Here is a 20,995-nt window from a genome sequence, read left to right as displayed (position 1 = left end):
TCGGGACGACGTCAGGTTGTCATGGGTCGGGACCGACCTCCGCGGGTCCGTCTTCCGTCAGCGCGCGGCGCGCTCGCTGCGGGCGATGAAGCGGTCGAGGTCGACGCCCGCCTGGCGCGCGGCCTTGCGGATCGCGGGCGTGGTCAGGTCGGGGGCGACGAACTCGTCGGGCTCGATCGTGCGGTCGGCGGCGGCGTACTGGCGCTGGAGCGCGGCCTGGTCGGCCGCCGTCGCGTCGGACGTCGCCTCGAGCTCGCGCGTGACCGTGAGGGCGAGGCCGGTCACGGCGCTGACGACCGGCGTGTAGCCGTTGGCGTGGCCGAGCGCGTTGGGGTGGTAGCTCTCCGAGATCGGGTTGGACAGGCCGTTGAGCCACTCCGGGTCGTCGCAGACCGCGTGGCCGATGAAGGCGTTGGTCGGGTTGGCGAACTGGAAGCCTGCGGCCGAGGCGGCGGAGGCGGTGCGCGTGTTGATGAGGTCGGCCATCGCGTTGAGCCGCGCCTCCTCCTCCGGGGAGAACCAGGTGAGCGCGTTGCAGTCCTCGCCCATGAAGATCCGCGGGTAGCCGACCACGGTCACCTGCGCCGAGGGTGCCCGGCCGCGGATGTCGGCGTACAGGCTCGCCAGCTGCGGGGGCAGCGCGCCGTCGACGAAGGCCTGCGCCCCGTCGATCGCGCCGTCGCAGTCGCTGGCCCAGCCGGGCAGCGCGCACTCGGTCAGCACGTCGGCGAAGCCGGCGTCGTTGCCGCCGACCGAGATCGTGACGTAGCTCGTCGCCGCGCTGAGCGCGCTGAGCTGGGTGCCGGTGACGTCCGGGATGGTCGCGCCTGAGCAGGCGCGGAGGTTGAGCTCGTAGCCGCGGCCGGCCGCGATCAGGCTCGGGTAGGCCTGCGTGGAGCGCATGCACTCCGTGCCGTCGTCGATGTAGGAGCGGGTGCCGGTGCCCGAGGAGTAGGAGTCACCGAGGGCGACGTAGACGGGCGCCGCCGCCTGGGCGGGCTGGACGAGGAGGGGCGAGAAGAGGGCTGCCAGGGCAGCACCGAGCATCGCCCACCGAGGTGAGATGTGCATGGTCCGAGAACCTCCGAGATGAGTGACCACCCGAGTGTGGTCCCCTTCACACTAGGGAAGTGACCCGCCGGTAGCCAGTGTCGGACCGACTGCTCGCCCGCTGGTCGCCGGCCCGTCGGCTCAGATCCGCCGCAGGTGCGAGCCCCGCGGCGCGAGTGTGGTGCTGTCGCGGAACGACTCCCCGACCAGCACGGGCACGACGTCGCTGGCGTCGTGCTGCGCGGCGATCTCGACGTCGGCCACGAAGCCCGCGTCGGCCAGCTCGCGACCGCTCGCGCACTGGAGCAGGTCGAGCGGGAGGACGGCGGCCTCGAAGGCGGCGATCGCCATCCTGGCCTCCGGGCTGGCGCTCGCCTCGACCTCCTCGTCCAGGGCGGCGAGGACGGCACCGGCGCCCCACAGGTCCTCGACCGCGGGCCGGAGCGTGTCGTCGTACCACCTCTCCCCCGCAGGTACGACGACCACGCTGGCGCCGTCGGCGACCTTGGGCGCGAGCCACCGGGCGACCGCACCCGCGTTGCGCAGGCTCGCCCCGACGACCTGCGCCCCGGAGTCTGCCAGCGCGAAGGCGATCGTCGAGCCGTTGGGCGAGGGCAGCACGAGGCGTTCGATGCCCTCGACCTCGGAGAGGCTGGCCGGGGAGAGCGACACGTGGCGGGCATCGCCGCGGGACTTGGCCTCGAACCGGCCGACGGCCAGGGTCGCGCCGTGGCGCATGGCGTGCTCGGCGGCGCGCGAGTCCCTCCAACGGAACGGGAAGACCTCGATGCCGCGCTCGAGCGCCACGTTGAGCGTGGTGGTGAACGACAGCACGTCGACCACCACGGCGTAGTCCGCGGGCACGGCGTCGGCGCCCGTCGGACCCCACTCGAGGCGGAGCCGATAGGTGGACTGGTCGTGGCCCGGCAGCGTCACCCCGACATTCAACAACCACGCGGGCACCGAGAGGGAAATTCTGAATCTCCTGCGCTCGATCGGGTCGCTATCTACTCTCGACATCTACATCAGATCTACGCAACATCCTCGGAGTCACTCGTGAAGGCACCATCCCGCACCGCCCTGGCGGTGGCCGCCATCGTCGCCGCCCTGACCGTCTCGGCCGGAGCCGGCGCAACTGCGTCGATCCTGATCACCGGTGCGCAGATCAAGGACGGCACCATCACGTCCGCCGACGTGAAGAACCGCTCGCTCACGCTCCGCGACCTCGCCGCCGGCACGCGGCAGAAGCTCGAGGGCGCGACGGGCGCGACCGGTGCGCCGGGAGCCAGCGGCGCGACGGGGGCCACCGGGGTGACCGGGGCTGCGGGCCTCGACGGCGCGCCCGGGTCCGCCGGGGCGACCGGCGCCCAGGGCATCCAGGGCTTGCAGGGCATCCCCGGCTTCCAAGGGTTGCAGGGTCTCCAGGGCCTCGTCGGCGAGCAGGGTGTGCAAGGCCTGATCGGACTCACCGGGCTCCAGGGCATCCAGGGACTGCAGGGCATCCCCGGCCTCCAGGGGTTGCAGGGTCTCCAGGGCATCGCGGGCGAGCAGGGGCTGCAGGGCATCCGCGGGCTCCAGGGCATCCAGGGACTCGAGGGCGTGCGCGGCCTGACCGGACTCACGGGGGACAAGGGCGAGCAGGGACTGCAGGGACTCCAGGGCCTGATCGGCGAGCAGGGCATCCAGGGGATCCAGGGCATCCAGGGACTGATCGGTGAGCAGGGCCTCCAGGGACTGCAGGGCCTCATCGGTGAGCAGGGCCTCCAAGGCATCCAGGGACTCACCGGACTGACCGGCCTCACCGGCGAGCAGGGCCTCCAGGGGATCCAGGGGGTCGCCGGCCTGACCGGACTCACCGGCGAGCAGGGCATCCAGGGGATCCAGGGGCTGCAGGGCCTCCAGGGCCTCGTCGGCGAGCAGGGTGTGCAGGGCCTGATCGGACTCACCGGGCTCCAGGGCATCCAGGGTCTTCAGGGCATTCCCGGGCTCCAAGGCCTCCAGGGTCTCCAGGGCCTCGTCGGCGAGCAGGGTCTCCAGGGCATCCCCGGCGTGCAGGGCATCCAGGGGCTCGAGGGCGTGCGTGGCCTGACCGGGCTCACGGGCGAGCAGGGCGAGCGCGGCCTCCAAGGACTCCAGGGCCTGATCGGCGAGCAGGGCATCCAGGGGATCCAGGGCATCCAAGGCCTCATCGGCGAGCGCGGCCTCCAAGGACTGCAAGGACTCATCGGCGAGCAGGGCATCCAGGGCGTCCAAGGACTCACCGGCCTCGCGGGCGAGCAGGGCATCCAGGGACTCACCGGCGCGACGGGTGCCGCTGGCGCCGTGGGTGCTGTCGGCGCCAAGGGGGACCAGGGCATCCAGGGCCTCACCGGACTCACCGGTCTCACGGGAGCGGCAGGGGCGGCGGGCGCCAAGGGGGACCAGGGCCTCCAGGGCATCCAGGGCCTGACCGGCGACCAGGGACTGCCCGGACTCACCGGCGCGACCGGGGCCGCCGGAGCCGTGGGTGCTGCCGGCGCCAAGGGCGACCAGGGCATCCAGGGACTTCAGGGCATCCAGGGGCTCCAGGGCCTGCCCGGCCTCAGCGGCTTCCAGGTCGTCACCGACTCGATCAGCATCGGCGGCCTCGGTGGCACCGGCACCGTGTCCGCGGGCTGCACCGGCGGCAAGAAGGCCATCTCCGCCTCCGCCACCTTCAACGCACCTCTCGGCCTGCTCACCGGGCTGTTCACCCAGGTCAGCCGCACCAGCGACACCGCCTTCACGGCGCTCGGCGCCACCGGCCTCAACATCGGCAACGCCCAGCTCCTGAGCCTGAGCGTCGTCTGCGTCACCGTCGCCAGCTGAGCGGCGTACCCCTCTCCCCTCGCCCGTGGGTCCCTCCGAGATCCACGGGCGAGAGGTCTGCCCCCGGCGCTACCGAACAGTCCGGTCGTCACCAGCGCCGATCGGGACACGACCGTTCGGTAGCTCCACGAGACTCACCCCACCTCCGGGAGGTCGACGGCGTCCGGGAGGTTCTCGTAGAACGTCGCGGTCTCCTCGCGCTCGGTGAGCCAGGCCTCGAGGTCGTCGTCCACGCCCCTGAGGCGCCACCGGCGTTCGTCCGACTCCGGCGCGCGCGCCTCGGCACGCAGACGTACGGCGACGAGGCGGGCGGCCAGCGTCGACGGGTCGAGCGCCTGCGCTCCGGTTGCGCGCGCGACCTCGAAGCCGACGTCCCTGAGGCCCTCCTCCTTCGTGATGTCCCAGGCCTGCTGACCCGACGAGCGGTGGTCGGCGCCGTCGACCTCGATGGCAGCCCGGAGGTCGACGGCCACGAGGTCGACCTCCCCGACCGATGCCCCGTCGAGGCGCTGGACGACCCGGTTGACCAGCAGTCGCGGCCAGCCGGCGTCCTCCTCCGCGATCGTGCGGACGCGGACCTCCATCGGTGACCGGGCACGCCCGCGCGCTCGCAGGAGCGCCCAGCGCACGACCTCGGACCGGCGGGCACTGCGGTGGGCGTCGGCGTACGCCGCGAAGCGTTGCAGGGAGGTGACACGGGCCGCCAGCACGGCCTCGAGGACGACGAGCGCCTCACGGCAGTCGTGGCGCCGCATCTCGTCGAAGGTCGCCCGCTCGACGCGCGTCACCCGGACGCCGTAGCGCTCGCAGACCTCCCACTCGGGCAGGGCCTCGAAGCTGATCACCCGTCCGGGACGGCGACGGACGCCGCCTCGCGTCCCGACCGCGACGGCGATCGGGAGCCTGGTCGTCGCGTCGGTCGCCAGCCCGTCACACCACGCCGCCCCGTGGAGCAGGCAGGCGGCCCACCCGGTGATGGCGGCCGTCGCCGGCAGGCATGCCGACTCCTCCACGATCCGCTGCTGGGCGACGTCACGATCGACCGAGCTCGGGACGTAGAGCGACGATCCCGTGCGCACCCAGCCCGGCCCTCGGGCCTGCCCCGGCGTCAGCCCGTCCCCCACCCGACGTGGGTGCACGACGACGACCCGGGGTGCGACGGGGTCCCAGCGGTGCCTGGCCACCGTCGCAGCCTGCAGCAGGACGGCGTACGCCCGCTCCACCTCTCCACAGCGCCGAGCTACCGAACAGTCAGGTCGTCGCCAGCAGGTTTCGGGACACGACTGTTCGGTAGCGGCGCGGCTGATCGCGGCGCTGGCTCGTGAGTCTCCAGGAGACTCACGGGCGAGGGCGGGTCACCAGATGCGGACGCGAGCCTCCGGCTCGAGCCAGAGACCGTCGCCGGGCTGGGTGTCGAAGACCTCGTGGAACTCGTCGAGGTTGCGCACGATGTTGGCGCGGAACTCGGCGGGGCTGTGGGGGTCGATGGTGAGGTACTGGACCTCCTGCTCCTTGCGGCGCTTGGTGCGCCACACGTGGGACCAGTTGAGGAACAGCGTGCGCCGGTCGTCGGCCGAGGCGTCGCCGCCCTGGCTGATGACATAGGCCTTGTGGGCGATGGTCAGGCCGCCGAGGTCGCCGATGTTCTCACCGACGGTGAGGCTGCCGTTGACGTGCTCGCCGGGCAGGTTGCGCGGCTCGAAGCCGTCGTACTGCTTGACGAGCGCCTGCGACTTGGCCTCGAAGGCCGACTTGTCGTCGGAGGTCCACCAGTCGTGGAGGTTGCCGTCGCCGTCGTACTGCGCGCCCTGGTCGTCGAAGCCGTGGCCGATCTCGTGGCCGATGACGGCGCCGATGCCACCGTAGTTCTCGGCCTCGTCGGCGTCGGGGCTGAAGAACGGCGGCTGGAGGATGGCGGCCGGGAAGCAGATCTCGTTGGTGCCCGGGTGGTAGTAGGCGTTGACGGTCTGCGGGAGCATCAGCCACTCGTCGCGGTCGACGGGCTGGCCGACCTTCTCGAGCTGGCGGTCGGTCTCGAAGGCGCTCGCGGCGGCGACGTTGGTCATCAGGTCGTCGGGCGTCGTGGTGAGCGCGGAGTAGTCGCGGAACTCCGTCGGGTAGCCGATCTTGGGGTAGAAGCGGTCGAGCTTGTCGTAGGCCTTCTGCTTGGTGTCCTCGCCCATCCAGTCGAGCGCCTCGATCGAGCGGCGGTAGGCCGTGACGAGGTTGGCGACCAGCTCGTCCATCATCTCCTTCGACGCCGGCGGGAAGTGCCGCGAGACGTAGACCTTGCCGACCGCCTCGCCGACGCAGCCCTCGACGAAGTCGACGCCGCGCTTCCAGCGGGCGCGCAGCTCGGGGGTGCCGTTGAGGGTGCGGCCGTAGAAGTCGAAATTGGCCTCGACGAACGGGTCCGGGAGGTACGGCGCGGAGCTCCGCACGATGCGCACGTGGAGGATGTCGCGCCAGGTCTCGATCGGCGTCTCCTCGAGCACCGTCGACAGGTGCGAGAAGAAGTCCGGCTGCATCACGATGGAGGTGCGCAGCATCTCCTCGGTGCCGCCGAGGCCGGTGACGTAGGTGTTCCAGTCGAAGGCCGGGCAGAGCTCGACCAGCTCCTCCAGGCTCTTGTGGTTGGTGGTCTTCTGGACGTCGCGCGTCTCCGCGGCCTCCCAGTGGCCCTGGGCCAGCCGGGTCTCGTACGCCAGCACGCGCGCCGCCGCGCCGGCCGGGTCGGGGTGCTCGCTGAGGGTGAGCAGCGTCGTCAGGTAGGCGACGTACTTCTCCCGGATGTCGGCGAACTTCTCGTCGCGGTAGTAGGACTCGTCGGGCAGGCCGAGGCCGCCCTGGGCCAGGTAGACGATGTTGCGCGAGGCGTCGGCGCGGTCGGGCGTGATGTAGGAGCCGAAGAGGCCGGGGCCGCCGATCCGCTCGAACATGCCCAGGAAGGCGGCGAGCTCGGTCAGGTCGGACACGTGGTGGGCGCGGTCGAGCAGGCCCTGGACCGGGCGCAGGCCCTTGGCCTCGATCGCCTCGGTGTCCATGAACGCGGCGAACAGGTCGCCGATGCGCCGCTCGTCGTCGTCGAGGGTGTCGGCGGGCCGGTCGGCGAGCTCGGTGATGATGTCGCGCACCTGCTGCTCGGCGTCGTCGGCGAGGGCGACGAAGGCACCCCAGCTCGACTTGTCGGAGGGGATCTCGGTGTCCTCCAGCCAGCGTCCGTTGACGTGGCCGAAGAGGTCGTCCTGCGGGCGGATGTCGAGGTTCATGCCCTCGCGGGCAGCGTCGAGGATCGTCACGCGCTCGACCCTAGGTCATCCTCCCCAAGCCGGGCGTGCCACGTCGGGCGCTCGTGCCGGTCCAGACCGGGGTGCCAGCACCATCGCCGCCACGCCGTCCGCGGGTGGAGTGTGGTGCCGACCACATCGTCGCTCACCACGCCACCCGGGGGAGATCACCCATGTCCGTACGTCCGCGCGCACTCGCGCTGCTCGCCTCGAGCGGCCTCGTCGCCGCCGCCCTCGCGCCCTCGGCCGGTGTCGCCGCCGGTGGTGCGGCCCCGCCCGCCGAGCGGTCGGCCATGGCCGGCGGCGGCTGGACGAAGGTGTCGACGGGCGCGGTCGGCACGCTCTCCGAGATCACCACGACGCGGACCGCGGACGGCGTGCTCCACGCGGTCTACGTCCAGGACGTCGGGACCGCCGACAGCTACGAGCACAGCACCCTCTCGACCAGCGGCAAGGTCATCGGCCACAGCAACGTCCTGGGCACCTGGGGCTCCCTGATCGCCAACCCCGAGCTGCTCGCGACCGCGTCGGGAGGCCTGCGGCTGGTCTTCAGCGGCCTCCAGGACACCAACAGCGCCAACTTCTACTCGCAGGGCTACGGCTACGACACCGTGAGCGACGCGAGCGGTGGGGTCTGGACCATCGAGCCCCACGCGCTGACGAAGTCGACGGCTCCCTACTCCGGGTACGGCGTCGGCGCGACCACGCTGTCCAACGGCACGCCCGTCACGGTCGGCACGATCAACTCCGACATCCGCTACCGCGTCGGCGACATCGCGACGACCGACCCCGGCGTCGTCAACGCGGCCGCCGACGACAGCGCCTACACGGCACCGGCGTGCTGCCTGTACGACACCCAGCTGGTCAACTCCGGCGACGCGATCTGGATGACGTGGTACTCCAACGGCACCGGCGAGCCCAACAACGGCATCTTCGTCCAGCAGGTCTACCCGACCGCGGGGCCCGTCCTGAAGGCACCGGGCTCGAGCGTCGGTGGCGACTCCCTCGCCGCAGACCAGGCGGTCGCCGTCGTCGCCCGCCCGGGCGGCGGTGTCGTCCTGGCCTACAAGCTCGGCTACCCCACCGCGAAGGGCATCGGCCTCTGGCAGGTCGGGTCGAGCAAGGTCGTGAAGGTGCCGGACAGCAAGGGCGCCCGCTACGTGTCGCTGTCGACCGGGGTGTCCGGACGGATGTGGCTGGCCTGGACGAACGACGCGAACGACGCGTTCGCCCTGCGCACGTCCCCGCAGGGCTTCGGCCTCGGCACGGCGCAGGAGCTCACGTCCCCGGCAAAGGCGTCGGAGCTGTGGAGCATCGCGGTCGACGCCTCGCTCAACCAGGGCACCGTGCTCGTCAACGACGTCACGTCCCGCGCGGTCTTCTCGCGGATCGTGAACCCCGGCCTGACCCTGAAGGCCAAGGGCTCGGCCAGGGTCGGCAAGCCCACGAAGGTCACGTTCACCGTGACCGACGCCGGTGACGGCGTCGGTGGCGTCAAGGTCAAGGGCGGCGGCGACTCGTGCACCACCACGAGCAAGGGGAAGTGCACGCTCACGATCAAGGCCGGCAAGCCCGGCAAGGTGTCGGTGAAGGCGACGAGGAACGGCTACGGCTTCGCGGTCACCGACGTGAAGGTGAAGAAGTAGGTCAGCAGACCCGCACGACCGACTTGCCGAGGGTGCGGCGCTCGTCCATGTCGACGAGCGCCCGCCCGAAGTCGGCGAGGTCGTAGGTCGCCCCGATCGGCGGCTTCACGACGCCCGACTCGATCATCGGCGCGAGCCGGTGCCACTGCTTCTGCATGTAGCCCGGCCGTGCCATGGCGTAGGCGCCCCAGCCGACGCCGCGGACGTCGGTGTTGCCGAGCAGCAGCCGGTTGACCTTGACCTCGGGGATGCCTTGGCCGGCGGCGAACCCGACGACCAGGACCCGGCCCTGCTCGGCCAGGCAGCGCAGCGAGTCGGTGAAGGCGTCGCCGCCGACGACGTCGACGACCACGTCGACGCCCTTGCCGCCGGTGAGCTCCTTGACCGCGTCCTTGAAGTCCGGGCCGATGACGACCTCGTCGGCGCCCGCCGCCCGGGCGAAGGCGGCCTTCTCCTCCGTGCTCACCACGGCGATGGTCCGGGCGCCGAGGCCCCTGGCCACCTGGATGGTCGCGGTGCCGACACCGCCGGCCGCACCGTGGACCAGGACCGTCTCGCGGTCGCGGAGGCCGCCGCGCTCCTCGAGCGCGAAGAGGGCGGTCAGGTAGTTCATCGGCAGCGCCGCGCCCTCGTCGTACGACATCGAGTCGGGCAACGCGAAGGTGAAGACAGACGGGTTGGCGACCTGCTCGGCCGCGCCGCCGTGGAGGTTGACCCCCGCGACGCGCTGGCCCGCGGTGAAGCCGCTCGACTCGGGGTGGCCGGGGTCGATCACGACGCCGGCGAAGTCGACGCCGAGGGTGAACGGCGGCTCCGGCTTGAACTGGTACTCCCCGCGGCTCAGCAGCAGGTCGGGGAACGCGATGCCGACGCTGTGCACCTCCACCAGCACGTCGTGGGGGCCCGGCTGCGGCGGGTCGACCTCCCGCACCTCGATGTCGCCGGGACCGGTGAGCGTGACGACCTGGACTGCCTTCATGGCTGCGACCCTAACCACCGGGGAGTCACCGGATATCCGGTGACCGCCCCGCTTCGCCCCCCAGATCTCGGCCGACAACCGGGAGACTCGGGTGCACAGGTTCGTTCAGCCCACCCGCTTCACCTCGGCGAGCTCGAAGTGCATCGGGTCCGTGTAGCGCCAGTCGCCACCCCAGGCGAAGCCCCAGCGCTTGAAGATCGCGACGACGCTGCGGTCCATCTCACCGACGGTGCCGCGCTGGTTGCCCGGGACGTTGAGGTCGAGGGCGAGGCCGAAGGCGTGGTTGGACAGCGAGGTGGTGTTGGCGATGAACCGCGGGTAGTAGCAGCCGGCGTACTCACCGACGTGGATCTCGTCGGCGAGGCCCTGCTGCTGGACCTCGAGGAGCGCCGCGCGGAGCTGGGGGAAGAGGTCCTTGTGGCAGGTGACGCTGCCGAGGATCGGGACGGCCTCGGTGCGGATGTTGGCCGCGACCCAGGCCGGGTCGGGCTGCACCTGGCCCCCGGCGACCCGGTAGGTGTAGGTGCCCACGACGCTGCCGAGCGTGCTCCCGGTCGGGATGGCGGTGAGCCTGGCGTCCGGGTCGAGGCCGAGCCGCGAGGCGACGTCGAGCATCTGCACCGACGCGCCCTTGCCGACGAGGCGCTCGAGCGGCTTGCGGATGCTGGCGGGCGTGGCGTCGTCGGTCGAGATCAGCAGGCCGTTGTCGGTGGCCATCTCGATGTCGTCGGCCCAGGCGGTGTTGACCACCATGTCGACGGTCGGGACCTGCGGCGTGAGCGCGCCGACGTGCAGGGTCGGCGCGCCGTCGTCGTTGCCGAGGCGGATCGACCCGGCCTTGTCGGCCAGCCGCTTCGAGACCGCCTGGGTGGTTGACATCTCCCCGCCCGCGACCCGGTCCCAGCCCTCCTGGAAGTCGGCGACGTCGGCGCGCGCGAAGTGTCGGTAGGCGCCCGGGTCGACGGCGGCGACGGTGAGGACTCGGTTCTCCAGGCTGACCTGGCCGAGGCCGATGCGCTCGGTGTGCGCGACGCCCTTCAGGCGCTCGATCTGCTTCACCAGCGCGTCGTCGAGCGGCTTGTCCCACTGCACGAGGATGTCGGCGCTCCACAGCCGCCCCTCGCGGGCGCCCGGTGGATCGACCGCGTGGGCCGGGTCCGCGACCGGGACGGACGGCGTCTCGCCGGCCGACGGGCTGGGCTCGCCGTTGGGCTCGTCGGTGGGCTCGTCGGTGGGTACGTCGCTGCTGCCGGCGGACGTCGGCGACTCGTCCTCCGGTGCGGCCGAGCCGCTGCACGCCCCGAGCAGCAGGGTCAGGGCGACGGCCGTCGCCACCCCCGCCCCCCGTCGTACGCGCATGCTCGTCAGGTTAGCGACGCCTCAGGCGTCCGGTGTCCGGACCCGGTGGGGAATGGTGAACCACGAGACCAGCCCGCCGAGCACGAGGAGCACGGCACAGATCACCATCGCGGTGCTGTACGACGCGTCGAACACGCCCGGGTCGCGGTAGTCGTCGCCCGAGAGACCGACGGCCATGGGGAGTGCGGCGACCGCGAGCAGGGACCCGGCGCGCGCGACGGCGTTGTTGATGCCGCTGGCGATGCCGGTGACCTCGTCGGGGGCGGCGGCCAGGACGGTGGCCGTCAGCGGCGCGACCATCAGCGCCAGGCCGAGGCCGAAGACGGTCAGGCCCGGGGCGACGTCACGCCAGTAGACGGCATCGGGGCCGGCCATGAGGAGGAGCAGGGTGCCGGCGGCCATCACCATCGGCCCGAAGGTCATCGGGATGCGCGGGCCGATCCGCTCCCCCAGCGCGCCTCCGCGGGCGGCGAGGAAGAGCATGCAGAGCGTCATCGGCAGCGTCGCGAGGCCGGCCTCGAGTGCGTTGTAGCCGGAGACCGTCTGGAGCTGGAGGACGAGGAAGAAGAGGATCGCGCCGAGCGCGGCGTAGACGACGAGCGTCATCATGTTGGCGGCACTGAAGGTGCGGTCGGTGAAGAGCCCGAGCGGGACCATCGGCCCGTGCGTGCGGCGCTCGACCACGATGAAGCCGACGGCCGCAGCGACCCCGATGCCGGCCGCCCACCAGGTGGCGGACCCGCCCGCGTCGGTGAGCGCCCAGGTGATCCCGGCGAGCGAGAGCGAGGCCAGCGCGGCCCCCGGCACGTCGAACCGGTCGAGCGCGCGCGTGTCCCGCGTCTCGGGGACCCACCGGAGGGCCAGCCAGACGGTCACCGCGGCGAGCGGCAGGTTGATCAGGAAGATCCAGCGCCACGAGGCGTGGTCGATGAGCAGCCCGCCGACGAGCGGGCCGAGCGCGGCGGAGATGCCGCCGAGGCCGGACCAGGCGCCGATCGCCCGGCTGCGGTCCTCGGCGCGGAAGGCGCCCTGGATCATCGCCAGGCTGCCGGGCGTGAGCAGCGCGCCTCCGATGCCCTGCAGGACGCGCGCGACGATCAGCACCTCGGCGGTCGGCGCGATGCCGCACAGCAGCGAGGCCAGCGCGAACCAGACCGTACCGATCACGAAGACCCGCCGGCGCCCCAGCCGGTCGCCCAGCGATCCGCCGAGCAGGATCAGGGAGGCAAGGGAGAGGAAGTAGCCGTTGGTGATCCACTGCAGCTGCACCAGAGAGGCGTCGAGGTCTTCGCCCACCGTCCGCAGCGCGACGTTGACCACCGTGCCGTCGAGCAGCGTCAGCCCCGACCCGAGGGTGGCGGCCGCCACGATCCCGCGCGCGGTCGGCGTACCCCAGGCAGCTCCAGTCACGAACGAAGACTAGGGGCGTTTGCCGGTGAGCACCTGCCCGGCGAGCCACGCGATGTCGGCGCCGGTCCTCTCAGGTGAGGCCGAGGGCTGCATCACGTGGCTGAGCACGACACGCACGACCATGTCGATCGCTGCGTCGAGGTGGTCGGGGTCGATGCTGGGCTGGTACGGCGCGACGCGGAGGCCGATGACCTCCTTGGCCACCCCGAGGAGACCGGCGGCGTTGGTCGTCAGCAGCGGGAGCAGCTCGGTGTCGGCGCCGTGGGTGGCGCTGACGACGGCGTGGAGGAGGGTGTTGGCGCTGGCATAGGTGAGCACGTCACGGACCGCGCGCTCGATGGCGCGGGTGAGGTCGTCGGGCTCGGCGTCGAACGCCTCCTCGACGGCCCGGAGGAAACGGGCGAGCTCGTCGAGGATCATCGTCTCCGCGAGCGCCGGCTTGGAGCCGACCTCGTTGTAGACGGTCTGCCGACTGACGCCCGCGGCCTCCGCCAGCCGGGCCATGGTGACCGCCGCCCAGCCCGACGAGGTGGTCATCTCGACGGCCGCCGCGACGATGCGGTCGCGGGTGGTCGCCTCCATGACGGCCAGTCTAGGAGCCGACCCGGACGGTGGTCAGGCGACCGAGCGCTCGGGCTCGACGGGGACGAAGTCGACCTTCTCCCGCACGCCGCAGTCGGGGCAGCACCAGTCGTCCGGGATGTCCGCCCAGGCCGTGCCGGCCGCGAAGCCCTCGTGCTCGTCGCCGGCCGCGACCTCGTAGACGTACTCACAGCTCGGGCAGCGCGCGGCAAGGACCTCCTTCGCGGTCACCACCGCGCCGTCGGCGCCGACCGCGACCTCGTGGTCGACACCGTGGTAGCGCTGGAGGTACGCCGCTCGCTTGCGCGGGCTGATGTTGGCCAGCGAGACGTCGCCGCCGAAGTGGTCGACCACGCGCTGGTCCATCACGCGGCGCCAGACGAAGGGCACCATCGCGAGCACGATCATGCCGGCGTAGCCGGTGGGGAGCACCGGGCTCTCCTCGAAGTCGCGCAGGGTCTGGTAGCGCCGGGTCGGGTTCGCGTGGTGGTCGCTGTGGCGCTGCAGGTGGTAGAGCAGCACGTTGGTGGCGATGTTGTTGGAGTTCCAGCTGTGGCTGGGCAGGACCCGCTCGTAGCGCCGGCGGTCCCCCTCGCCGACCTTCTGGCGGAGCATGCCGTAGTGCTCCATGTAGTTGACGACCTCGAGCAGCGAGAAGCCGACGACGGCCTGGACGACGAGGAACGGCAGCACCTCGACGCCGAACGCCACGACCACGACGGCCCACAGGGCGAGGGTCATCAACCACGCGTTGAGCACGTCGTTGTCGAGGCGCCACGGGCTCTGCTTGCGGCGGGCCAGGCGACGCTTCTCGAGGCGCCAGGCGGACCTGACCGATCCGCCGACCGTGCGGGGCCAGAACTGGTAGAAGTTCTCACCGAGCCGCGAGCTCGCCGGGTCCTCCGGGGTGGCGACGCGGACGTGGTGGCCGCGGTTGTGCTCGATGTAGAAGTGGCCGTAGAAGACCTGGGCGAGCGCGATCTTGGAGAGCCAGCGCTCGTTGGCCTCCTTCTTGTGGCCGAGCTCGTGCGCGGTGTTGATGCCGATGCCGCCGATGCAACCGATGGAGATGGCGAGCCCGACCTTGTCGACCACCGACAGCGGCATGGAGTCGAGGGCGCCGAAGACGCTCCACCCGCCGACGACCGCCATCGCGCCGAGGAAGCCGGCGTACTGGATCGGCAGGAAGAGGTAGGTGATCCACCGGTAGTACCGGTCCTGCTCCAGCGCCTCGATCACGTCGTCCGGCGGGTTGGAGCGGTCGAGGCCGGCGACGAGGTCGATCGTCGGGACGATGCCGAGGATCACGATCGGGCCGACCCAGAACCAGACCGACCAGCCGGTGGCCAGGTAGCCGCCGAAGGCGACGAACGCGAGGCTCGGCACGACCAGGCCGATCAGCCACAGGTAGCGCTTCCGGTCCTTCCACAGCTCGGTCGTGCCCTCGGGCACCGTGCCGCTGGGGGCGAGTCGGGTGGGGACCTGCGTGGGGTAGCCGGCCATCTGTCTGACCTCCTGCCATGGGGTTTACAAGACCATAGGATCTGTAAAGCAGTTTGACAAGAGGTGCGTGTTTGTCAAGTCAGGAGTCACCGGATATCCGGTGAGACTCCCGCTTGTCGGCCTGGATCTGGGTGACGAAGCGGGGCGGTCACCGGATATCCGGTGACCGCCCCGCAGACAAGACGACGATCAGGCGTTCTCCTTGCGGAACGTCGCGGTGCCCCACCAGACCGCGAGGGCGAAGAGGGCGAAGGCCCAGGTGGTGCCCCACATGACTCCGCTGGCGGCGAAGTCGCCGGCGAACGAGCTGCGTACGCCGTCCACGATCCAGCGGAACGGCATGAAGTCGCTCAGCCGCTCGAGCCACGCGGGGCCGAGGGTCATCGGCAGCATGATCCCGCTGAGCAGCAGCACCGGCATCATCACCATGTTGATCACCGGCGCCATCACGTCCTCGGACTTGGTGGTCAGGGCGAGCGCGTTGGACGCGGCCGCACAGGCGCCGCCGACGAGCACGGTGATCCCGACCCCGGCGACGACCCCGCCCCACGACGGGCGCATGCCCATCGCCGTACCGAGCCCGATGAGGATCAGCGCCTGGACGAGCAGCTGGAGCAGGTCGCGCATCAGCCGGCCCATCAGCAGGGCGGTGCGCGAGGCGGGCGTGACCCGCTCCGCCTCGACGACGCCCTCGCGCCACTCGGCGATCAGGCCGAAGCCCGCGAAGAACGCCCCGAACATGCCGAGCTGCACGAGCAGGCCCGGGACGAGGAAGGTGTAGGCGTTGGTCGCCCCGAACTGCGCGACGAGCGGCTTGAGCAGCGGCCCGAAGAGCAGCAGGTAGAGGATCGGCTGGAGGGCGCCGATGATCACCCAGGCCGGGTTGCGGAGGTTCATCCGGAGCTGGCGGCGGAAGACGATGTAGGTCTCCCTGAGGAAGGTGGACATCAGGCGTTGGCTCCTTCGGTCGACGCGGCGGACTCGTCCGCCGGCGTCTCGGACTCGGCGTCGCGCAGCGAGCGGCCGGTGAGGGTGAGGAAGACGTCGTCGAGCGTCGGGCGGTGGACCTCGATCGACTCGAGCGCGACACCGGCTGCCTCGACCTCGCGCAGCAGGCTGGGTACGACGCGGCCGGCGCGGGCCACGCGGCCCGAGACGTGGGTGCCGGAGACCTCGACGGACTGGGCGACCGAGCCCAGCTTCTCCGCGGCGAGCGACACCTGATCGGCGGCGACCTCGAGGGTCACGAGGTCGCCGGAGACCTGCGCCTTGAGGTTGTCGCTCGTGTCGGAGGCGACGATCCGGCCCTGGTCGATGATGACGATCCGGTCGGACAGGGCGTCGGCCTCGTCGAGGTAGTGCGTCGTCAGGAAGACGGTCGCGCCGCGCTCGGTGCGCAGCCGGGCGATGTGCTCCCAGAGGTTGGCCCGCGCCTGCGGGTCGAGGCCGGTCGTGGGCTCATCGAGGAAGACGAGCGTCGGGTCGTGGATCAGCCCCATCACGATGTCGAGACGGCGCTTCTGGCCACCCGACATGTTCTTCGGCATCCGCTCCCACAGCCCGTCGAGCTGGAGCTGGGCAAAGAGCTCCTTGCCGCGCGTCTCGACCTGCTTCTGCGAGAGGCCGTAGAGCATCCCGTGGTCCATCACCTCCTCGCCGGCCCGCGCACCGGAGGAGACCCCACCGGCCTGCGAGACGTAGCCGATCGAGCGACGCACCTGGGCCGACTCCTTCACCACGTCGTACCCCGCGACCGTGGCCGTGCCCGCGTCGGGGCGCAGCAGCGTGGTCAGCATCCGCAGCGTCGTGGTCTTGCCGGCCCCGTTGGGCCCGAGGAAGCCGACGACCTCGCCCTCGGCCACGTCGAGGTCGACACCGTCGACGGCGCGGACCTCCTTCTTCTCCTTCCCCACCCGGGTGTGGAAGGTCTGCACGAGTCCTCGCGCTGTGATCATGAGCTCCCCCGTCGTCTGTTCAAACTTGAACATCAGTGTGCAGCGGTCGCCCGTCCGCCCGCAACCGCATTCTGCGACCGCCCACCGACACCCGGCCAGCGGCCGCGGGGGAGGGATGGGGAGGACCGGGGGAACGATCAGGCGTCGCGCGAGGACGTACGACGGAGCAGGTCGCGGTAGCGCTCGCTGTCGACGCCCATCTGGCGACCGGGGTCGTCCACGGGTGGCACCCACCGCCAGGGCTCGCCGGCCAGGTCGAACTCGCCGTCGCGGAGCCGGCCGACGGTGTCGGCGACCCAGGTGCGCTCCTCGCCCAGGGCGGCCAGCCACAGTCGTACGCCGTGCACCGCGTGCGGGGGTGCCTGGTCCCCGGCTCCCGGGTCCCAGGCCTCGAGCGACCGGTCGATCTCGTGGAGCCGGACCTCGAGGTGGCGCAGCGCGACTTCGCGCGAGAGCAGCGGCAGCATCCCGAAGGCCGCGTGGAAGCCGACCGAGCTGAAGAGCGTGACCGTCTCGAGCCCCTCGCCGAGGAGCCGGGCGAGCTCCCCGCGGCCGGCCTCGGTGATCTCGTAGACCGCGACGTCACGACCGTCGTCGCTGAGGTCGTGGCGCCGGACCTGACCGAGCTTCTCCAGGGTGGTCAGGCCGCTGTAGATCGAGCCCGGGCCGAGGTTGGCCCACTCGTCCACGCGCCACGAGACCAGCTCGCGACGGATCTGGTAGCCGTTGACCGGCTCGAACATCGCCACCGCGCCCAGCAGGAGCATGCGGGTGGTGTGGACGGCCATGCACCGGATCGTAGGTCGTCCGCGGGACGACCTCGGCGGTGTCCGGTTTCTGCCGACCCCGCAGATTCACCAGGGTGAGAGCGCGATCACACGGCTGGAGGCGTGGCGCTAGGTTGTTGCCCATGAAGCACCCCTTCGGCATCGACTTCGGCGGCACCGGCATCAAGGGCGCGCCGGTCGACCTCAAGCACGGCGACTTCGCGCACGACCGGGTCCGCATCGACACCCCCAAGCCGGCGAGCCCGAGGGCCGTCGCCGAGGTGTTCGCGCAGATCGTCGGCAGCTTCCCGGCGTCCTCGAGCCCCGTCGGCGTGACCGTGCCCGGCATCGTCAAGCACGGCGTCGTCCTGTCGGCGGCCAACATCGACAAGTCGTGGATCGGCGAGGACGCCGACGCGATCTTCACCGAGGCGCTCGACCGCGAGGTGCACGTCGTCAACGACGCCGATGCCGCAGGGCTCGCCGAGGCGGAGTACGGCGCGGCGAAGGGCCGCAAGGGCGTGGTCATGGTGATCACGCTCGGCACCGGCATCGGCTCGGCCCTGATCTACGACGGGGTCCTGGTGCCCAACACCGAGATGGGCCACCTCGAGATCGGTGGCGCGGTCGCCGAGGCACGCGCGGCCACGAGCGCGCGCGAGCGCGAGGGGCTGTCGTGGGAGGCCTGGTCCGAGCGGCTCACGGCGTACTTCCGCCACCTCGAGCGCCTCTTCACCCCCGACGTCTTCGTGATCGGCGGCGGCGTCAGCAAGTCGTGGGAGAAGTTCGGCCACCTGATCGAGATCGACACCGAGATCATCCCGGCCAAGCTGCAGAACCGTGCCGGCATCGTCGGCGCCGCGCTCGTCGCGCACCGCAAGGCCGGCCTGGCCGACTGACGGGCTACGGCTCCAGCACCTGCTCGATGGCGGCCTTCGCACCTCGGAGGTAGCGCTCGACGACGGCGCGCTCGTCGTCGCTGAACGACGCGTCGTGCGCGTCGAGCCCGCGGAACATCGGCATCAGGTGGCCGACGATCTCCGCTCGCCCCGAGTCGGTGATGTGGAGGTCGGTCCGTCGCCGGTCGACCTCGTGCGGCCGCCGCTCGACGTGTCCGCGCGAGACGAGGCGGTCGACGATGCCCGTGGCCGCTGCCGTCGACACCTCGAGGCGGCGCGCCACCTCGGCCGGCCCGATCTGCTCGCGGGTGAGGTGCTCGAGGGTCACCATCTCGCTCTCGCTGAGCCCCGCACGGCGCGCCACGTGGTGGCTGACCCGGCTGCCTGCGGCGATCAGGTCGCGCAGCGCCACCAGCGTCGGCGGCTGCTCGCGCTCGCGGTCGCGACCCACCCAGGCCGGGGCCACCGGCTCCTGCTGGTCCGTCACGAACGACCTCGCACTACTCGACCTCTTCCGATCCGGGGAATGCCCTCGGCACGCCCACCCCGTCCCGGTCGCACCGGTCGTTGCGAGAGGTCGGCTTGCCACTGCCGACATCGTACCGCTAACTTGATAAGTAACTTGGTTAGCAACCAGTCTCGCTAACCACTCCGCGCACCATCCTCGAGGAGCACCGTGTCCCACCAGTCCCCCGCCCTCGCCCGCCTCGTCACCGGACGTCGTACGGCCTGGCTCGTCGCGGTCGTGCCGCTGCTCCTTGCGATCCTCGCGATCGGGTTCGTCCCCGAGGGCGAGCACGACGCGAAGGCGACCGACACGCTCCCGCAGGGCGCGGACAGCACGCTCGCGGTGCAGCTCGCCGAGCAGCTGCCGGAGGACGAGGGCCAGGTCGCCCTGGTGCTGTGGACCACCGACGGCGAGCTGACCAAGGCCGACGAGGCGGCCCTCACGAAGCAGGCGGCCGCCCTCGCGGACGGGCAGCAGGGCCCGCCGCCGAGCATCTCCGACGACCGGAGCGCCGCGCTCGCCGTCGTACCGATCACGTCGACGTCCAACACCGACAACATCGACCGGATCACCGAGCTCCGCGAGCAGCTGCGTGCCGACGTGCCCGACGGCCTCGACGTGCAGGTCACCGGGCCGGCCGCGATCCAGGCCGACATCGGCCAGGTCTTCGACGGTGCCGACCTCCGGCTCCTGATGGCGACTGCGGCGGTCGTCGCGGTGCTGCTGATCATCACCTACCGCAGCCCCGTGCTGTGGCTCGTGCCGCTGACCGTCGTGGGCGTCGCCGACCGGTTCGCCGCGATCGCCGCCACCAACGTCCTCGAGTGGACCGGGCTCGCCTGGGACGAGTCGACCGTCGGCATCCTGAGCGTGCTGGTCTTCGGCGCCGGCACCGACTACGCGCTGCTGCTGATCTCGCGCTACCGCGACGAGCTCAAGACCACCGACTCGCGGCACGCGGCCATGGCGCACGCGCTCGCCCGCACCACCGAGGCCGTCTGCTCGAGCGCGATCACCGTCGTCCTCGGCCTGCTCACCCTCCTGCTCTCGGCGATCCCGACGACCCGCGGCCTCGGCGTCGCCTGCGCCGTCGGCATCGTGATCGCGGCGACCTTCGCGCTCGTGGTGCTGCCGGCCGCGCTCGTGCTCTTCGGCCGCTGGGTCTTCTGGCCGCGCGTGCCGCACGTCGGCGACACCGTCCTCGTCGACTCGAACTCGATCTGGCACCGCGTCGGCGAGGCCGTCTCCCATCGCCCGCGCACCTTCGTGGTCGCGACGCTGGTCGGCCTCGCGGTCCTCGCGACCGGCACCCTCTCGATCAGGACGGGCCTCGACCCTGCCGAGCAGTTCCTCCAGGAGCCGGAGGCGATCACCGCGGCCGCCCGGCTCGCGGAGTCGTTCCCGGCCGGCACGACCGACCCGGTCCAGGTCCTCACCAAGAGCAACCCCGAGCAGGTCCTCGCCGCCGTCGAGAAGGTCGACGGCGCGACCTCGGCCCGCATCACCTCGCAGGGCGACGGCGTCGCCGGCATCGACGTCGTGCCCGATGCGGAGCCCGGCAGTGCCGCGGCCGAGGCGGTCGTCGCCGACGTACGCACTGCGGTGGCCGACTTCGACGACACCCACGTCGGCGGCGGTGACGCCGAGGCGATCGACGAGCGCACGTCGGCCTCCGACGACCGGCTCCTGATCCTGCCGATCATCCTGCTGCTCGTGCTCGGCGGGCTGGTCCTGCTGCTGCGCTCGCTGCTCGCGCCGGTGCTGCTGGTGGCGACGGTCGTCGCGACGTACGCCGCCGCGATGGGGGCCTCGTGGTGGCTGTTCCAGGGCGTCTTCGGCTTCGAGGCGATGGACAGCGGGGTGCCGCTGCTGGCGTTCCTGTTCCTCGTCGCGCTCGGCGTCGACTACAACATCTTCCTCGTCACCCGGGCCCGCGAGGAGGCGGCCGGGCACGGCACCCGCACCGGGATGCTGCGCGCGCTGACCGCCACCGGCGGCGTGATCACGAGCGCCGGCGTCCTGCTCGCCGCGGTGTTCGCCGTGCTCGGGGTGCTGCCGCTGGTGGTGCTGGCGCAGCTCGGCGCGATCATCTTCGTCGGCGTGCTGCTCGACACGCTCGTCGTCCGCACCGTGCTCGTCCCGGCGCTCGCGATGACGCTCGGCGACACCTTCTGGTGGCCCCGGAAGGTCTGAACCTCAGCCA

At 71.6% G+C, this 20,995-nt stretch carries 17 protein-coding genes; 4 read left to right on the top strand and 13 right to left on the bottom strand.

Features of this window, described 5'->3' with window-relative positions; all coding sequences use genetic code 11:
* Positions 1-57: 57 nt before the first annotated feature.
* Positions 58-1,071, bottom strand: coding sequence for an SGNH/GDSL hydrolase family protein (locus tag EUA93_RS06985; protein WP_129399463.1), 1,014 nt, complete (start codon positions 1,069-1,071; stop codon positions 58-60).
* A 120-nt stretch (positions 1,072-1,191) separates the two neighbouring features.
* Positions 1,192-1,986, bottom strand: a complete 795-nt coding sequence (locus tag EUA93_RS06980) for a 2-phosphosulfolactate phosphatase (protein WP_242497270.1) — start codon at positions 1,984-1,986, stop codon at positions 1,192-1,194.
* Positions 1,987-2,106: 120 nt separating this feature from the next.
* Here EUA93_RS06980 and EUA93_RS21525 point away from each other — a divergent pair, with 120 nt between their 5' ends.
* On the top strand, positions 2,107-3,897 hold the full coding sequence (locus EUA93_RS21525; protein ID WP_165355086.1) for a collagen-like protein: 1,791 nt from the start codon (positions 2,107-2,109) through the stop codon (positions 3,895-3,897).
* A gap of 134 nt (positions 3,898-4,031) precedes the next feature.
* Here the strand turns inward: EUA93_RS21525 and EUA93_RS06960 are convergent, their stop codons facing one another.
* On the bottom strand, positions 4,032-5,081 hold the full coding sequence (locus EUA93_RS06960) for a hypothetical protein (RefSeq protein ID WP_129399461.1): 1,050 nt from the start codon (positions 5,079-5,081) through the stop codon (positions 4,032-4,034).
* Between the two features lie 171 nt (positions 5,082-5,252).
* A complete protein-coding gene (locus EUA93_RS06955; RefSeq protein WP_129399460.1) occupies positions 5,253-7,196 on the bottom strand; it encodes a M13 family metallopeptidase in 1,944 nt (647 codons plus the stop codon).
* Between the two features lie 161 nt (positions 7,197-7,357).
* On the opposite strand from EUA93_RS06955, the gene EUA93_RS06950 reads away from it, so the two are divergent.
* Positions 7,358-8,830 (top strand): hypothetical protein, encoded by a 1,473-nt coding sequence (locus EUA93_RS06950; RefSeq protein ID WP_129399459.1) that lies wholly within the window; start codon positions 7,358-7,360, stop codon positions 8,828-8,830.
* Position 8,831: 1 nt separating this feature from the next.
* Here EUA93_RS06950 and EUA93_RS06945 read toward each other — a convergent pair whose 3' ends face one another.
* The 8 genes from EUA93_RS06945 to EUA93_RS06910 all read right to left on the bottom strand — a co-directional run bounded on the left by EUA93_RS06945 (position 8,832) and on the right by EUA93_RS06910 (position 17,406).
* Complete coding sequence (locus tag EUA93_RS06945) at positions 8,832-9,809, bottom strand: NADPH:quinone oxidoreductase family protein (RefSeq protein WP_129399458.1); 978 nt, start codon at positions 9,807-9,809, stop codon at positions 8,832-8,834.
* A 105-nt stretch (positions 9,810-9,914) separates the two neighbouring features.
* A complete protein-coding gene (locus tag EUA93_RS06940) occupies positions 9,915-11,168 on the bottom strand; it encodes a M15 family metallopeptidase (RefSeq protein ID WP_129399457.1) in 1,254 nt (417 codons plus the stop codon).
* A gap of 21 nt (positions 11,169-11,189) precedes the next feature.
* Entirely contained in the window at positions 11,190-12,578 is a 1,389-nt protein-coding gene (locus tag EUA93_RS06935; RefSeq protein ID WP_129399456.1) for an MFS transporter, read from the bottom strand.
* Positions 12,579-12,587: 9 nt separating this feature from the next.
* Positions 12,588-13,160, bottom strand: a complete 573-nt coding sequence (locus EUA93_RS06930) for a TetR/AcrR family transcriptional regulator (protein WP_129399455.1) — start codon at positions 13,158-13,160, stop codon at positions 12,588-12,590.
* Between the two features lie 33 nt (positions 13,161-13,193).
* Positions 13,194-14,663 (bottom strand): fatty acid desaturase, encoded by a 1,470-nt coding sequence (locus EUA93_RS22265; protein WP_129399454.1) that lies wholly within the window; start codon positions 14,661-14,663, stop codon positions 13,194-13,196.
* 189 nt (positions 14,664-14,852) lie between these two features.
* A complete protein-coding gene (locus EUA93_RS06920) occupies positions 14,853-15,611 on the bottom strand; it encodes an ABC transporter permease (RefSeq protein ID WP_129399453.1) in 759 nt (252 codons plus the stop codon).
* Positions 15,611-16,618, bottom strand: coding sequence for an ATP-binding cassette domain-containing protein (locus tag EUA93_RS06915; RefSeq protein ID WP_129399452.1), 1,008 nt, complete (start codon positions 16,616-16,618; stop codon positions 15,611-15,613). Before EUA93_RS06915 ends, EUA93_RS06920 begins: the two co-directional genes overlap by 1 nt.
* A 137-nt stretch (positions 16,619-16,755) precedes the next feature.
* Positions 16,756-17,406 carry a PadR family transcriptional regulator gene (locus tag EUA93_RS06910; RefSeq protein ID WP_242497269.1) on the bottom strand — a complete coding sequence of 217 codons (651 nt, stop codon included), beginning with the start codon at positions 17,404-17,406 and terminating at the stop codon, positions 16,756-16,758.
* Positions 17,407-17,528: 122 nt separating this feature from the next.
* Here EUA93_RS06910 and ppgK point away from each other — a divergent pair, with 122 nt between their 5' ends.
* Complete coding sequence (ppgK, locus tag EUA93_RS06905; RefSeq protein ID WP_129399451.1) at positions 17,529-18,284, top strand: polyphosphate--glucose phosphotransferase; 756 nt, start codon at positions 17,529-17,531, stop codon at positions 18,282-18,284.
* A 4-nt stretch (positions 18,285-18,288) separates the two neighbouring features.
* On the opposite strand, the gene EUA93_RS21520 is transcribed toward ppgK, so the two are convergent.
* Positions 18,289-18,771, bottom strand: coding sequence for a MarR family winged helix-turn-helix transcriptional regulator (locus EUA93_RS21520; RefSeq protein ID WP_242497268.1), 483 nt, complete (start codon positions 18,769-18,771; stop codon positions 18,289-18,291).
* Between the two features lie 189 nt (positions 18,772-18,960).
* Here EUA93_RS21520 and EUA93_RS06895 point away from each other — a divergent pair, with 189 nt between their 5' ends.
* Positions 18,961-20,985 carry an MMPL family transporter gene (locus EUA93_RS06895; protein ID WP_129399450.1) on the top strand — a complete coding sequence of 675 codons (2,025 nt, stop codon included), beginning with the start codon at positions 18,961-18,963 and terminating at the stop codon, positions 20,983-20,985.
* Positions 20,986-20,995 lie beyond the last annotated feature (10 nt).

Source organism: Nocardioides oleivorans, from assembly GCF_004137255.1.
Lineage (GTDB): Bacteria > Actinomycetota > Actinomycetes > Propionibacteriales > Nocardioidaceae > Nocardioides > Nocardioides oleivorans.
This window is presented reverse-complemented; position numbering and strand designations above follow the sequence as displayed.